Origin of the sequence: Streptomyces sp. UH6, assembly GCF_013421635.1 — a bacterium.
GTDB lineage: Bacteria > Actinomycetota > Actinomycetes > Streptomycetales > Streptomycetaceae > Streptomyces > Streptomyces abyssomicinicus.
Genome location: NZ_JACADT010000056.1, coordinates 1 through 13,904, shown reverse-complemented (window position 1 = coordinate 13,904; position 13,904 = coordinate 1). Strand labels below are relative to the sequence as shown.

Sequence of the window (13,904 nt, the reverse complement as noted above, 5' to 3'; positions counted from 1 at the left end):
CGGGGCGGAAGGTGTCTCGGACCCGGGTTCGGGCCGGGGCGCGGGGACGCTCCGGCCGTCCGCCGGAACAGCGTCCTCCGCACCCGCACCCGCACCCACCGTCCCCGCCACCGAGGCGAACCGGTCGTCGAGGGAGTCCGGAGCCGCCGTCGGCCCCGTGTCACCGGCGGCGTCGTCGTACAACTGGCCCCACCAGTCGTCCTCGTGCACACCCTCGTCCCGGCGGCCGGTGGGCGTGTCCCCCTGTTGGCTCATGCCCCTAATCATCGACCGCCCCAGGCGTCTGAAACCGCGCATCCGACATGCGGTCGGGGCAGTGCCCATGGAACACATTTTCGGACGACAACCCGAACAAGAAGCCGAAGTCACCGCAAACCCACGGCCGCGCCGTACCCCGCACACACCGCCCGCTTCCGGCACCCTGGAGGAATGGGAGCGTGGGAACTCCTGCTGGCCGGGGCGGTCATCCTGCTCGGCATCTGCGGAGTCTTGGCGCCCGGGGTCCCCGGGTCCTGGCTCGTGTGGGCCGGTGTGCTGTGGTGGGCGCTCAACGAACCACGGCCCACCGCCTGGGCGGTGCTGGTCGGCGCCACCCTCCTGCTCCTGCTGGCCCAGCTGCTGCGCGCCCAGCTGGCGCACCGGCAGGACTCCCGGACCACCGCCGTCGGCCGCCGGGCCGACCTGCGCGGCTACGCGGGCGCCGGCGCGTTCCTCGGCTTCTTCCTGCTCCCGGTCGTCGGTGCCGTGCCCGGCTTCCTCGGCGGCCTCTACCTGCACGAACGGGTGCACGAACGCCGCCGCCCCCGCGAGGCGAGGGCGGCGGTCCGGAGCCTGATGCGGTCCGGGGGCACAGTGCTGCTCGTGGAACTCTACGCGGCGCTCCTCGTCCTCGGCGCGTGGCTCCTCACAGTCCTCACAAGCTGAACATCAAGCCTTAACCCCGCAACGCCTTCAGGTCGACCGCCCGCGCCAGCGCCTTCATCCCGGCGTCGTTGAAGTGCAGGTGGTCGCCGGGATCGTAGGCGGGCCGGATCCGGTCCGGCCGCCGCGGATCGCGCACCGCCGCGTCGAAGTCCACCACCGCGTCGAACGGCGCGTCCTCGCGGAGGTAGCGGTTGATCTGCTGGCGCAGCGCCTCACGCTCCGGGGTGTAGGCGAGATGCCCCCGGTAGGGCGTGAGCGTCGCGCCGACGACCCTGATCCCCTTGGCGTGCGCCCGCTCGGCGATCGTCCGGTACGCCTTGCGGAACGCCTTGATCCCGTCCCCTCCCGCCGCGTCGGTCATCACGTCGTTGATGCCCTCCAGCACGATCACCGTCCGCACGCCGCTGCGCCGCAGGACGTCGGCGTCGAACCGGTCGAGGGCGCTCGGCCCCGACCGGTCGTTGAGGATCCGGTTGCCGGAGATCCCGGTGTTCAGCACCCCGAGGCGGTGCCGCGGCGGCAGCGCGGCGAGCCGGTCGGCCAGCCGGTCCGGCCAGCGGCTGTTGCTGTCCGGCGTCGTCCCCACGCCGTCGGTGAGGCTGTCACCCAGCGCCACCACGCTTCCGGCCGCCCGCGCGGTGCGGACGTCCACGCCCGTCACGTAGTACCAGGACCGGACGGTCGAGGTGTAGGCCCCGCCGTGGACGTCCGAGGCACGGTCGGCGCCGTAGGCGACGAAGTTGGTCTGCTTGGCGATCCGGTGATACGTCGCCGGCCCGTCGTCGAAGGGCGTGTACACCGACACCAGGAGGTTGGAGTCGCCCGGCACCTGGAGCCGCACCGGATCGCTGACGATCTCCTTGCCGGCCGGCACCACCACCGTGGGCCTGCCGCGGAAGAGCACCCGACGCATGGTGCCCGGCACCGCGTCGGGCCGGGGGAAGTAGCCGTGTTCCTGCAGGGCCAGGGTGACCGAGCCGAGGCGGAGCGGACGGATGCCGAGCCGGTTGGAGAGACGGACCCGCGCCGTGCTGCCGCCGACGCTGGTGTGCACCACGTTGCGGATGGACGCGCCGGGCAGCGGAAGGGCGGTGCCGGAGGCCGCGGCCGCCCAGGTGCCGGTCCATTTCTCCTTCTCCCCCCGACGGTCGGGTGTCGCCGCGTGGGCCGGCGCCGTACCCAGCAGAACCAGGAGCAGCGCCACGATGACCCGTACCGCCTTGACCATGTATTCCGTCCTCCGCACTGTTCAGTTGGCCATGCGTCAGGTGAGCCTTGACGAAGCCGACAGTTCCACAACGTAACGCGACCGACACACTCCGTGTCGGTCGCGTCGTCAAGATCCACCCGCAAGAGGGGTGGTGACGGAGGTTTAACCCGGCGTCGACGGGGTTGCGGCGGGGCCGTTCGGCCCCGCCGCCCGCGCCCTGCGCGCGGTGACCGCCGGGGGTCACCGCGGGCGGCTACCGCGCGCGGCCCCGCTTGGCCTCCATCGCGGCCCGCCCCTCGGCCCCGCGGCGCTTCCACTCGCGCCGCATCTCGGCCCTGGCCCGGGCGTCGGTCTTGGCCACGATGTACTGGTTCTCCCGGAGCAGCTTCCGGTAGCTCTCCAGGCGCCGCTCGGGCAGCTCGCCCGAGTCGAGCGCGGCGAGCACCGCGCACCCGGGCTCGGCGACGTGGGCGCAGTCGTGGAACCGGCAGTCGGCGGCCAGTTCCTCGATCTCCGAGAACACCTGCCCGACGCCCCGGCCGGCGTCCCAGAGCCCGACACCGCGCAGCCCGGGTGTATCGATCAGCACGCCGCCACCGGGCAGCGCGAACAGGTTGCGGGTGGTCGTGGTGTGCCGGCCCTTGCCGTCGACCTCCCGCGCGGCCTGCACGGTCATCGCCTCCTCGCCGAGGAGCGCGTTGGTCAGCGTCGACTTGCCCGCGCCGGACTGCCCCAGCAGCACGGTGGTCCCGCCGGCCACGGTGGCGGCCAACACGTCGACGCCCTCACCGGTCTCGGCGCTGACCGCCAGCACCTGTACCCCGGGCGCCGTCCCTTCGACGTCGCGCACCAGGTGCCCGAGCGTCACGGGGTCGGGCACCAGGTCCGCCTTGGTGAGGACCACCAGCGGCTGCGCACCCGATTCCCAGGCCAGGGCGAGGAACCGTTCGATGCGCGCGTACTCCAGCTCCACCGCCAGCGACACGGCGACGACCACATGGTCGACGTTGGCGGCGAGCACCTGCCCCTCGGACCGCTTGGACGACGTCGACCGCACGAACGCGGTCCGCCGCGGCAGGTACTCGCGCACGTAGCGGGGCTCACCGCCGACCGGGTCCACGGCGGCCCAGTCGCCGGTGCAGACGACCCGCATCGGGTCGTGCGGGGTGACGAACGCGGTGTCCGCGCGCACCACGCCCTCGGAGGTGACCACGTCGCACTGCCCGCGGTCGACCCGGATCACGCGCCCGGGCAGCAGCCCCTGCGCGGCGTACGGGGAGAACTCGGCCTCCCACCCCTCGTCCCAGCCGAAGCGGGCAAGGGAGGACGACGAAGCCGAAAGAGAAGAGAGATTCAAGGGAGACCCTTCGAAGGGCAGCCCCGGCACCGCGCATCACAGGCGCGGAAGAAGAGAGAGGTGTCAGCCGGAGGCCACGGAGGTGAACGGAACGAACTGCTGGACGCGGGCAAGGCCCATCACAGAGACAGCCATCGGTCACACCTCCCGGAGAATCTCGACTCGCACGAACAGCACTCGTCGAGTGCTCGGCGAACACGGCACAGCTTAGGTCCGGCGACGATCGCGCGCCATCGTATTTGTTCCGCGGGTGCGGTGGCGCAGACGGCGTGGACGTAGCCGGTGAATCGCTGCCCGAGGCCCCCGCCCCCGGCGCCCTGTACCGCGCGATGGTCCGCCTCACCCGCGACACGTCCTGACCCGGGCACGGGGGCCTTCCGGCGGGTCAGCGCTTCTTGGTCTTCTTCCTCTGCACCGGCGTCCAGTCACCTCGATGCAACTGGCAATTCCTGCCTGAATCATGGTCTTCGGGCTCCGCGTCAGCCGGGGCCAGGAAGGTGGGGCGCCCTCGTGGTGGGCCTCACGGAACGGTGGCGCCCGGCCGGCCCGGTGGTCGTGGGGGCGGGCCGGCCTGGGGGCGGGCTACCGGCGGCGGCGCTGTGTCACCGGGTTGAGCTTGGCGGCGAGCGCCGTGAGGAAGACCGGGAGCTTGTCGACCATCGCCTTGGGGACCGGGGTGGTCTGGACGGTGCCCGTCCTCATGTCCTGGACGACGAGGATGTGGGCGCCGTTCTCCTCGACGAGTTCGGCGGCGAAGAGCAGTGTCTGCGCGGAGGTTTCCATCAGAGCTCCCGGGTGTCCTGGGTGTGGGTGTCGTCGAGCCAGGCGGTCCATGCCTTGGTGGCCCGCTGCTCGTCGGTGTCCTCGGCGAACAGGTGGTGGCCGAGCCAGATCGGCACGTTCCAGGTGCTGCCGTTGAAGAAGCGGTACAGGGCGTGCGGGCCGCGCAGGCCGACGAAGTCGGTGCTGAGCCAGTCGACGACCACCTCCACCGGGTCACGGTCCGGGCCGGGGGCGAGGAGCGTGAACCGGTCGCCGACGGCCGCGTCGTCGGCGAGGCCGAGGCGGCGGCGCAGGGCCGCGAAATCGGCCGGGTCGGCGGTGGGTCCGGTGCGCCGGGCCGTGACGTAGACGGCGGGGCGGCCGGCGAAGTGCCGGAGGTACTCGGCGAGGCCGTGCTGGTAGAAGTCGACGTGCTTCTCGGCCGCGTCCGCCTTGGCGTCCCAGGCCCAGGCCTCGTCGACGACGCCCGTGTGGACCCAGTGGATACCCATCCGCAGGTGGCTCGTCCGCTCGTCCACCGGTTCGATGTGGTAGCTGAGCGTGTTGGAGAACCCGCCGTCCTGGGTGGCCCGGACTGCGAGGTGCCGCGGCGGCTCCCAGGCCACGACGGTGGCGTCGCCCCGGGTCGCCCTCCCGCCGACGCGGGGCTCGATGTCCATCGGGTAGAGCCAGCCCAGGTTGCCGGCACCGGTGGCCACCGCGTCCCAGACCTGCTGGGGGGTGGCGGGCAGGTCCTGCTCCCGGCGGACCTCGAACTCTCGGGGCATGGTCGGTGCTGCTCCTTCGGTCGTCGTTCACGCGCGGTCGGTGCGCGTCGTGCTTGCGCGTTCGGTGGGTCCGCGTTCGGTGGGTGCGCGTTCGGTGGGTGCGCGTTCGGTGGGTGTGCGTTCGGTGGGTGCGCGTTCAGCAGGTGCGCGTTCAGTAGGTGACCGGGAGGGCGGTCAGGCGCCGCTGCAGCGGGTTGGGCCGCCAGTCCGGCGCCACCCCGTCGGCCGGCCGGAGCCCGGGCAGCCGGCGGACCAGCGTGCCGACGGCCACCTCCGCCTGGAGCTTGGCCAGCGGGCCGCCGAGGCAGAAGTGCGGGCCGTGGCCGAAGCTCAGGTGCCGGTTGCCGGGGCGGGACAGGTCGAGCCGGTCGGGGTCCTCGAAGCGCTCGGGGTCGCGGTTGGTGGCGCCCAGGAACAGGTACACCAACTCGCCCTCCCGCAGCGTCCGTCCGCCGATCTCCAGGTCCCGCGCGACGACCCGGACGATCGCCTGGGTCACCGTGTCGTAGCGGGCGAGCTCCTCGACGGCGCCGCGGATCAGGCCCGGGTCGGCGCGCAGCCGGGCCAGCTGGTCCGGGTGGCGCAGCAGGGCCAGCATGCCGTTGCCGATCAGGTGGGTGGTGGTCTCGTCGCCGGCGGTGATCAGGACGAAGCAGGTGGAGAGCAGTTCGGAGTCGGTCAGCCGGTCGTCCTTCGCCTGGGTGGCGACGAGGGCGCTGATCAGGTCGTCGCCCGGTTCCCGTCTGCGCTGCCGGATGAGCCCGGACAGGTACTGCTCGTACTGCTCGATCGCCGCCTCGGACTTGTCGATGTCCTCGCCGAGCCGGCCGAAGCGGCGGAACCAGCCCGTGACCCGCGGCCGGTCCTCGTCGGGGATGCCGAAGAGCTCGCACACGACGGACATCGGCAGTGGGGAGGCGACCGCCTCGATCAGGTCCATGGCCGGTCCGGCCGCGACGGCCTCGTCGACGAGCCGGTCGACGATCCGCTGGACGCCGTCGCGCAGGGCTTCGACGCGACGTGCGGTGAAGGCCTTGTTGGCCAGCTTGCGCAGCCGGGCGTGGTCCGGCGGGTCGGTGTTGGTCATCACCCGGCCCAGTCGCCCGGTGAGTCGGCTGAGGGCCTTGAGGTCGCCGCCGAGGGCGCTGTAGGCGCGGGCCATCCGGTCCCGGTCGTTGGACAGCCGCAGGTCGCCCAGCGCCGCCTCGACGTCGGCGTACCGGGTGAGGTACCAGACGCCCTGGGGGCTCCGGTGGACCGGGTCCTCGCGCCGCATGCGGGCGTAGAGGGGGTAAGGATCCCGCCGGGCCTCGGGGGTGAGCAGGGCCGCGGCGAAGTCTTCGGGCCGGCCGGGGCCCGCGGCTTCGCGGGTCCCGGCCAGTGTGTCGGTGGTGGTCATGTCGGCCTGTTACCGCTGGGCGTCCATGGCGTCGGCGAGGCTCCTGGGCCGCATGTCGGTCCAGGCCCGCTCGATGTGCTCCAGGCAGGCGGCGTGGGTGTCGGGCCCGTGGGTGACGGTCCAGCCCGCCGGGACGTCCGCGAACTCGGGCCACAGCGAGTGCTGGTTCTCGTCGTTGACGAGCACGAGGAAGGTGCCGTCCTGGTCGTCGAAGGGGTTGCTCATGGGTCAGTCCTCCTGGTGGGAAAGGGTGAGGTGAGGTGTGACAGGGGTCTCGGGGGCGTCACCGGTGACCTCGGCGATCCTGGCGGCCAGGATCGGTCCGATCTGGGCCAGCGAGCCGGCCTGGGTCATCTGGTCGTGCCGGGTGGTGATCTCGTACGAGTCGATCCGGCCCGCGATGTACGGGCGCCAGACCTCCGGACCGGCGTCGTCGTCGCCCCGGTCGATCGTGGAGTTGAACAGCAGGAGGTCCCCCTCGTACCGGCCGGGGACGAAGTCGACCGCCAGCTTCGCGTTGTTGATCATGATCTGGACGATCACCTCGACCTGCCGTTCGTCGAGGCCGGCCAGCGCGCTGCCCCGCCGGTTCAGCACCTCGGCGACCTCGGCGTAGGTGATCTCCCGGTCGCCCAGCTCGTCCGGGTCGACGTCGAGCACCCCGACGAGCACGTCCCGCACGGTGGGCACCGGTTCCTCCTCGAACCGCACGTCCTTCACCGGGTAGGCGTCGAGGATCGCCAGCAGCGCGGTCCGCTCACCGCGGGCCTGCAGCTCGCAGGCCAGCGCGTGCGCGATCAGCCCGCCCGCGGACCAGCCGAGCAGCAGGTACGGGCCCTGCGGCTGGATCTTCTGGACGTGGTCGGCGTAGTCGGCCGCCATCTCCTCGTAGGACGTCGGCAGCGGTTCGGGCCGGCCGAGGCCGCGCGCCTGGAGCGCGTGGACCGGGTGCTGCGGTCCGAGGTGGTTGAGCAGCCCGCTGTAGGACCAGCTGATGCCTCCGCCGGGGTGGACGCAGAACAGCGGGGTGCCCGTCCCGGTCGGCCGCAGCGGCAGCAGCACGTCCAGCGCGTCGGCCGGATCGTTCATGGCCAGGCGTTCGGTGAGCCCGGCCACGGTGGGCGCCTCGAACAGCGTGCGCAGTCCCAGCTCCAGCCCCAGGGTCTCGCGGACCCGGGAGGCCAGCCGGGCGGCCAGCAGCGAGTGCCCGCCCAGGTCGAAGAAGCCGTCGTCGATGCTCACGTGCTCCCGGCCGAGGACCTCGGCGAACAGGCCGCACAGCAGCTGTTCCTGCGGCGTGCGGGGGCCGCGTCCGGCGGTGTCCGAGGCCCCGTGGTCGGGGGCGGGCAGGGCGGCCCGGTCGAGCTTGCCGTTGGCGGTCAGCGGCAGCGTGTCCACGGTGACGAACGCCGCCGGCACCATGTAGTCGGGCAGTTCGCGGCGCAGCCGGCCGGCCAGCCCGGCCACCTCGAGGGCGCCCTCGGGGGCGGGCACCAGGTAGGCGACCAGCCGCTTGTCGCCCGGCCGGTCCTCGCGGGCGACCACGGCCGCCTGGGCGACGCCCGGGCAGCCCGTCAGGACCGCCTCGACCTCGCCGGGCTCGATCCGCAGGCCGCGCAGCTTGACCTGGTGGTCGACGCGGCCGGCGAACTCGAGGGTGCCGTCGGGGCGCCACCAGGCGAGGTCACCGGTGCGGTACATCCGGCTTCCGGCGGGTCCGTACGGGTCGGCGGTGAAGCGCTCCGCCGTCAGGCCGGGCCGGCCGAGGTAGCCGCGGGCCACACCCGTCCCCGCGAGGTACAGCTCGCCGACCATGCCCGTCGGCACCGGCAGCAGCCGGTCGTCGAGCACGTAGGCGCGCATGTTCGCCATCGGTCCGCCGATCGGCACGGTCGCGGCGTTCTCCGGGAGGTCGCGCACCGGGTGGCGGGTGGCCAGGGTGGTGGCCTCGGTGGGCCCGTAGCCGTTGACCACCTCGATGCCGGGGCAGGCCGCAAGCACCCGGGCGGCGGCGGCCGGGGAGACCACGTCACCGCCGGTCCACACCTCGCGCACCCCGGCGAGCAGGCCCGGTCGCTCCTCGGCGACCAGCCGGAACAGTCCGGCGGTCAGCCACAGTCCGGTCACCCCGTGCGTGGTGACCGTGTGCTGCAGCAGGTCGAGGTCGAGCTGCTCGGGCGGTGCGACCACGATCCGGCCGCCGTTCAGCAGCGGAACCCACAGCTCGTAGGTGGAGAGGTCGAAGGCCGTCGGGGAGTGCATCAGCACCCGCTCATGACCGCCGCCGCGCCATTCGGGGCTCAGCGCGAGGCCCGCCACGTCCCGGTGGGTGACGGCCACGCCCTTCGGCCGCCCGGTCGAGCCGGAGGTGTACATGATGTACGCCACCTGCTCGGGCGCGCACGGGACCTCGGCGTCGCACGGGCCTGCCCCGGACGGGCCCGCCTCGGACGGGCCGGCGTCCGCGGAGCGCGCCAGCGCGGCGAGCACCTCGGGCGTGAGCACCAGGGCGGCTCCGCTCTCCCGCAGGATCAGGTCGATGCGGGAGGAGGGGAAGCGGGAGTCCAGCGGCACGTAGGCGCCGCCCGCCTTGACGATCGCCAGGATCGCCACGACCAGCTCGGCCGAGCGGTCCATCAGGACCGCGACCGGCGTCTCCGGCCGCACACCCTGGCGGACCAGCGCCCTCGCCAGGCGCTCGGCCCGCAGGTCGAGTTCCGCGTAGGTCAGCTCGGTGCCGCCCGCCACGACCGCGACCGCGTCCGGGGTGGCCCGCACCTGGCGGGCGAACAGCTCCGGCAGCGAGGCCGACGGCAGCTCCACGGCGGTGTCGTTGAACCCGTGCAGCAGCCGGTGGCGCTCCGCGTCCGACAGGAGGTCGATCCGGCTGATCGGCCGGTCCGGGTCGGCGACCGCGGCGCGCAGCAGGCGGGCCCAGCGCTCGAACAGCAGCTCCACGGTGGACGCGTCGAACAGGTCGGTGGCGTACTCCACCGCGCCGACCAGTCCGTCGGCGCCGCCGTCCGGGCGGAACTGCTCGGCCAGGCTGAACGTCAGGTCGACCCGTGAGGTCCCGGTCGGCGCCTCGAGGTGCCCGGTCTCCAGCCCCGGCAGCGCGAAGTCCCCGACGGGCGCGTTCTGCAGGGCCAGCATGACCTGGAACAGCGGGTGGTGGGCCAGCGAGCGCACCGGGTTGGCCACCTCGACCAGGTACTCGAACGGCACGTCCTGGTGGTCGTACGCGGTGAGCGCCTTCTGCCGCACCCGGCCGAGGAGTTCGGCGAAGCCGGGGTCGCCTCCGGTGTCGGTGCGCAGGACCAGGGTGTTGACGAAGAAGCCGACGAGCTCGTCCAGCGCCTGGTCGGTCCGGCCGGCGATCGGGCTTCCCACGGGGATGTCCGTGCCGGCGCCGAGCCGGGTGAGCAGGGCGGCGAGACCGGCCTGCAGCACCATGAACATGCTGGCGCCGCGCTCGGTGGCCAGATCCCGCAGCGCCTGGTGCAGTGCGGGGTCCAGCCGGACCACGACCCGCTCGCCGCGCTGGGAGGCCACCGGCGGCCGGGGCCGGTCGGCGGGCAGCTGGAGCTGGTGCGGGATGCCCGCCAGCTCGTCCTTCCAGTAGGCCAGTTGCCGGGCGAACAGGCTGTCGGGGTCGGCGGCGTCGCCGAGCAGGTCGCGCTGCCAGCGGGTGTAGTCGGCGTACTGCACGGGCAGCGGGGACCACTGCGGTTCCTCGCCCCGGCAGCGCGCCGCGTAGGCCGTGGCGAGGTCCCCGGAGAGCGGCCCCATCGACCAGCCGTCGGCGGCGATGTGGTGCACCACGACCAGCAGCACGTGCCGGTCGGGGGCGAGGGCGAACAGCTCGGCCCGCACCGGCGGCTCCGCGGCCAGGTCGAAGCCGCGGCGGGCCTCCTCCGCGAGCCGCTCGGCCAGCCGGCTCTCGTCGAGCTCGGTCACCGGCAGCTCCGGGTGCGCCTGCGCGGGGCTCAGCACGACCTGGTGCGGGACGCCGTCGGTCTCGCGGAAGACGGTCCGCAGGCTCTCGTGCCGGGCGGTCACGTCGGCGAGCGCGGCGTGCAGGGCCGCGCGGTCGAGGTCACCGGTCAGGCTCAGCGCGAGCGGCATGTTGTAGGTGGCGCTCGGTCCGTCCATCCGGTGCAGGAACCACAGGCGGCGCTGGGCGAAGGACAGTTCCACGCGTTCCGGGCGGGGCCCGGCGGTCAGCGCGGGCCTCGCCGCGCCCGAACCGTCCAGGTGGGCCGCCAGCTCCGCCACGGTCGGGGTCTCGAACAGGGTCCTGACCTCCAGCTCCGCGCCGAGGGCCGCCCGGACCCGGGAGGCCAGGCGGGTGGCCAGCAGCGAGTGGCCGCCGAGGTCGAAGAAGCTGTCGTCGACGCCGACCTGGGCGAGCCCCAGCACCTCGGCGAACAGCTCGGCGAGGAGCTGCTCCTGCGGGGTGCGCGGCGCCCGTCCGGCTGCCGCCGGTCCGAGGTCGGGGGCGGGCAGTGCGCGGCGGTCGAGCTTGCCGCTGCCGGTCAGCGGCAGCGCGTCCAGCGTGACGAGTGCCGACGGGATCAGGTGCTCGGGCAGCCGCTCGCGCAGCCAGTCCCGGAGTTCGCCGAGGAGGACTCCGGTGCCGCGGCCGCCGGTCGGGCGGTTGGTGAGCGAGGACAGCGTCCGGCCCGGGGTCCCGGCGGGCCGGTAGGGCTCGACGGGTCCGCCGTGGAGCGTCCGCGGGTCGGTGTAGACGACGTCCACGGCGTCGGCCGCGGTGGACGACCAGGTGACGGCCACCGCGCGGCCGAACTCCCGGCCGAGGGCGTGGAAGTCCTCCGGGTCGGGGAGGTCGCCCGCCTCCGGGGTGTGCGACCGCTCCGGCAGTTCCGCGAGCGGCCCGTCCCCGTCCTGTAGGGCCCGGGACAGGGCGGTTTCCCCGACCACCCTGCGGTTCGGCACCCCGGTGATCCGCAGCACCTCGGCGGGCGGCTCGGCGAGCAGCTCCCTCAGCTGGTCCGGGCCGGTGATCTGCCGCCCCCACGCCAGGTCGAGGGACCGGTCCGGGGCCTGCGGCGTGACGGGCGGCTTGTGCAGCGTCACGTCGTAGCGGTGGCGGGTCAGCTCGTTGTGGTGGCGGCCGCGCTTGATCTCCACGGTCATCGCGCCGATGTCGGCTCCGGCGTCCTGCTCGCGCAGGACGGTGAAGAAGTCCGGGTCGACCAGGAGTTCCTTCTCCGTCCGCAGGGCCTGCTCCACCGCGCGGCGCACGGCCGCCCGGTCGGCGCCGTGGCCGGCCCGGTGCAGCTGGACGGCGGTGGTCAGCGGGCGCAGCAGCCGCAGGTTGCGGACGTCGCCGACGAAGAGCGCGCCGCCGGGGGCGAGCAGCCGCATCAGCTTCCCGATCACGTCGGCGAGGTAGTCGGCGGACGGGAAGTACTGCACCACCGAGTTGATCACGATGGTGTCGAACTCTCCGGCCGGCAGCCCGTCGGTGTCGTGCGCCGGCCGGGTCTCCAGCACCACGCGCCCGGCCAGCCGCTCCTCCCCGGCCACCTGGGCGGTCAGGGCGTCGATCGCGGTGGCGGAGAAGTCGGTGGCCCGGTAGCTCTCGCAGTGGGGTGCGATCTGCGAGAGCAGCAGCCCGGTGCCGACGCCGACCTCCAGCACCCGGCGCGGACGCAGGGCGAGGATGCGGTCCACGGTGGCGTCCCGCCACTCCCGCATCTCCTCGACGGGGATCGGCTCGGAGGTGTAACTGCTCTTCCAGCCCACGAAGTCGTGGCCGAAGTCCGCCTTCTCGGGGGCGATGGGCAGGGCGTCGTACAGGTCCTGCCACTCGCCCACGTGGTCCGCCTCCAGACCGCTGTCGCGGGCCGTGTCCTGGCGGGGGACGACGTAGCCGACGAGCGCGTCGCCGTGGGCCGCGACGGCGGCCCGGGCGACGGCGGGGTGCTGGGCCAGCGCGGCCTCGACCTCGCCGGGCTCGACCCGGAAGCCGCGGACCTTCACCTGGTCGTCGGCGCGGCCGACGTACTCCAGCTCTCCGGTGGACCGGCGCCGCACCAGGTCGCCGGTGCGGTACATGCGCTCACCGGGGACGAACGGGCAGGCGACGAACCTGCCCGCGGTCAGGCCCGGCCGGTTCAGGTAGCCGCGCGCCAGGCCCGCGCCCGCGACGTACAGCTCCCCCGTCACGCCCGGCGGTACCGGCCGCAGCCGGTCGTCCAGCACGTACACCCGGGCGTTGGCGATCGGCCGGCCGATGGGCGGCACGCCGGTCCCCGGGGTGAGCGGGTCGCTCATGGTGGCGCACACCGTGGTCTCGGTGGGGCCGTAGGCGTTGATCATGCGGTGCCCGGGGGCCCACCGGTCCACCAGTTCGGCCGGGCACGCCTCGCCCGCCACCGCCAGCGTCGACACGGTCACGGTGCCGTCCGGCACGGCGGCCAGGACGGAGGGGGGCACCGTCACATGGGTGACGCCGAGGCCCGGGTCGGTCAGCGCGGCGAGCGGATCGGCGGCGGGGGGCAGCACCAGGGTGGCGCCGCCGAGCAGGGCGGTGAAGATCTCCGACACCGAGGCGTCGAAGCTGGGCGAGGCGAACTGGAGCACCCGGCTTCCGGGTTCGATCGCGAACCGCTCGACCTGTGCGGCGACCAGGCTCGCCACCCCGCCGTGGCCGACCACGACGCCCTTGGGGCGGCCGGTCGAGCCCGAGGTGTAGATGACGTAGGCCGGATGCCGGACGTCCACCACGACACCCGGGTCAGTGTCCGGCTCGCCGGAGGCCTCGGCCACCACCGCGGGGTCGTCGACCACCACGGCAGGGGCAGCATCCTCCAGCATGAACGCGATCCGCGACGGCGGATACGCCGGGTCCACCGGCAGATACGCCGCCCCGGCCTTCAGCACGCCCAGCACCGCCACCACCGACTCCACCGACCGCGGCAGGGCCACCGCCACCACCCGCTCCGGACCCACACCCCGAGCGATCAACGCATGCGCGAACCTGTTCGCCCACGCGTCGAGTTGGCGGTACGTCAGCTCCCTCCCGTCGCCGACCAGCGCGACCGCGTCCGGCGTCGCCGCCACCCGCGCCGCGAAGGCCTGGGGCAGCGGGACGGCGGCCACGTCCCGGGCGGTCGCGTTGTCCGTCTCCAACAGCCGGTGCCGCTCGTCGGCCCCGAGGAGGTCGATGTCCCCGATGGCCTGCTCCGGGTCGGCGGTGACCGCCTTCAGCAGGAGCGTCCAACGCCGGACCAGGGCCTCGACCGTCGAGCGGTCGAACAGGTCGGTGGCGTACTCCACCGCGCCGGCGATCCCGGCGGGGCTCCCGTCCGCACCGAACCGTTCGACCATGCTCACTCCGAGGTCGAACTTGGCGGTCCCGGTCGCGACCGCGTACGTGGCGACGTCCAGGCCGGGCAGCGAGAAGCGGCCCATGGGCGCGTTCTGCACGGCGAGGAT

General features: G+C 73.7%; 8 protein-coding genes and 1 pseudogene. 1 reads left to right on the top strand and 8 read right to left on the bottom strand.

Annotation, left to right across the window (positions count from 1 at the left end; genetic code table 11):
• Positions 1-255 (bottom strand): annotated as a pseudogene (locus HW445_RS06250) (hypothetical protein); the annotation flags it as partial.
• A gap of 174 nt (positions 256-429) precedes the next feature.
• Between HW445_RS06250 and HW445_RS06245 the strand changes: the two are divergent.
• Positions 430-924 carry a DUF456 domain-containing protein gene (locus HW445_RS06245; RefSeq protein WP_180220021.1) on the top strand — a complete coding sequence of 165 codons (495 nt, stop codon included), beginning with the start codon at positions 430-432 and terminating at the stop codon, positions 922-924.
• Between the two features lie 10 nt (positions 925-934).
• On the opposite strand, the gene HW445_RS06240 is transcribed toward HW445_RS06245, so the two are convergent.
• The 7 genes from HW445_RS06240 to HW445_RS06210 all read right to left on the bottom strand — a co-directional run bounded on the left by HW445_RS06240 (position 935) and on the right by HW445_RS06210 (position 13,880).
• Positions 935-2,152 (bottom strand): SGNH/GDSL hydrolase family protein, encoded by a 1,218-nt coding sequence (locus tag HW445_RS06240; RefSeq protein ID WP_180220020.1) that lies wholly within the window; start codon positions 2,150-2,152, stop codon positions 935-937.
• 235 nt (positions 2,153-2,387) lie between these two features.
• A complete protein-coding gene (gene rsgA / locus HW445_RS06235; protein WP_180220019.1) occupies positions 2,388-3,491 on the bottom strand; it encodes a ribosome small subunit-dependent GTPase A in 1,104 nt (367 codons plus the stop codon).
• A 582-nt stretch (positions 3,492-4,073) separates the two neighbouring features.
• A complete protein-coding gene (locus tag HW445_RS06230; RefSeq protein WP_151769948.1) occupies positions 4,074-4,274 on the bottom strand; it encodes a hypothetical protein in 201 nt (66 codons plus the stop codon).
• On the bottom strand, positions 4,274-5,041 hold the full coding sequence (locus HW445_RS06225) for an SRPBCC domain-containing protein (protein ID WP_180220018.1): 768 nt from the start codon (positions 5,039-5,041) through the stop codon (positions 4,274-4,276). The genes HW445_RS06230 and HW445_RS06225 overlap by 1 nt, the downstream gene beginning before the upstream one ends.
• Positions 5,042-5,192: 151 nt before the next feature.
• Entirely contained in the window at positions 5,193-6,440 is a 1,248-nt protein-coding gene (locus tag HW445_RS06220; RefSeq protein WP_180220017.1) for a cytochrome P450, read from the bottom strand.
• A 9-nt stretch (positions 6,441-6,449) separates the two neighbouring features.
• Entirely contained in the window at positions 6,450-6,665 is a 216-nt protein-coding gene (locus tag HW445_RS06215; RefSeq protein WP_180220016.1) for an MbtH family protein, read from the bottom strand.
• 3 nt (positions 6,666-6,668) lie between these two features.
• A complete protein-coding gene (locus tag HW445_RS06210) occupies positions 6,669-13,880 on the bottom strand; it encodes a non-ribosomal peptide synthetase (RefSeq protein ID WP_257230880.1) in 7,212 nt (2,403 codons plus the stop codon).
• Between the last annotated feature and the right edge of the window lie 24 nt (positions 13,881-13,904).

Bases quoted from the DNA above. Each gene is read 5' to 3' on its own strand.
- HW445_RS06245 (WP_180220021.1), top strand. From the start codon at position 430: ATGGGAGCGTGGGAACTCCTGCTGGCCGGGGCGGTCATCCTGCTCGGC.
- HW445_RS06240 (WP_180220020.1), bottom strand. From the start codon at position 2,152: ATGGTCAAGGCGGTACGGGTCATCGTGGCGCTGCTCCTGGTTCTGCTG.
- HW445_RS06230 (WP_151769948.1), bottom strand. From the start codon at position 4,274: ATGGAAACCTCCGCGCAGACACTGCTCTTCGCCGCCGAACTCGTCGAG.
- HW445_RS06225 (WP_180220018.1), bottom strand. From the start codon at position 5,041: ATGCCCCGAGAGTTCGAGGTCCGCCGGGAGCAGGACCTGCCCGCCACC.
- HW445_RS06220 (WP_180220017.1), bottom strand. From the start codon at position 6,440: ATGACCACCACCGACACACTGGCCGGGACCCGCGAAGCCGCGGGCCCC.
- HW445_RS06215 (WP_180220016.1), bottom strand. From the start codon at position 6,665: ATGAGCAACCCCTTCGACGACCAGGACGGCACCTTCCTCGTGCTCGTC.
- HW445_RS06210 (WP_257230880.1), bottom strand. From the start codon at position 13,880: ATGGGCCGCTTCTCGCTGCCCGGCCTGGACGTCGCCACGTACGCGGTC.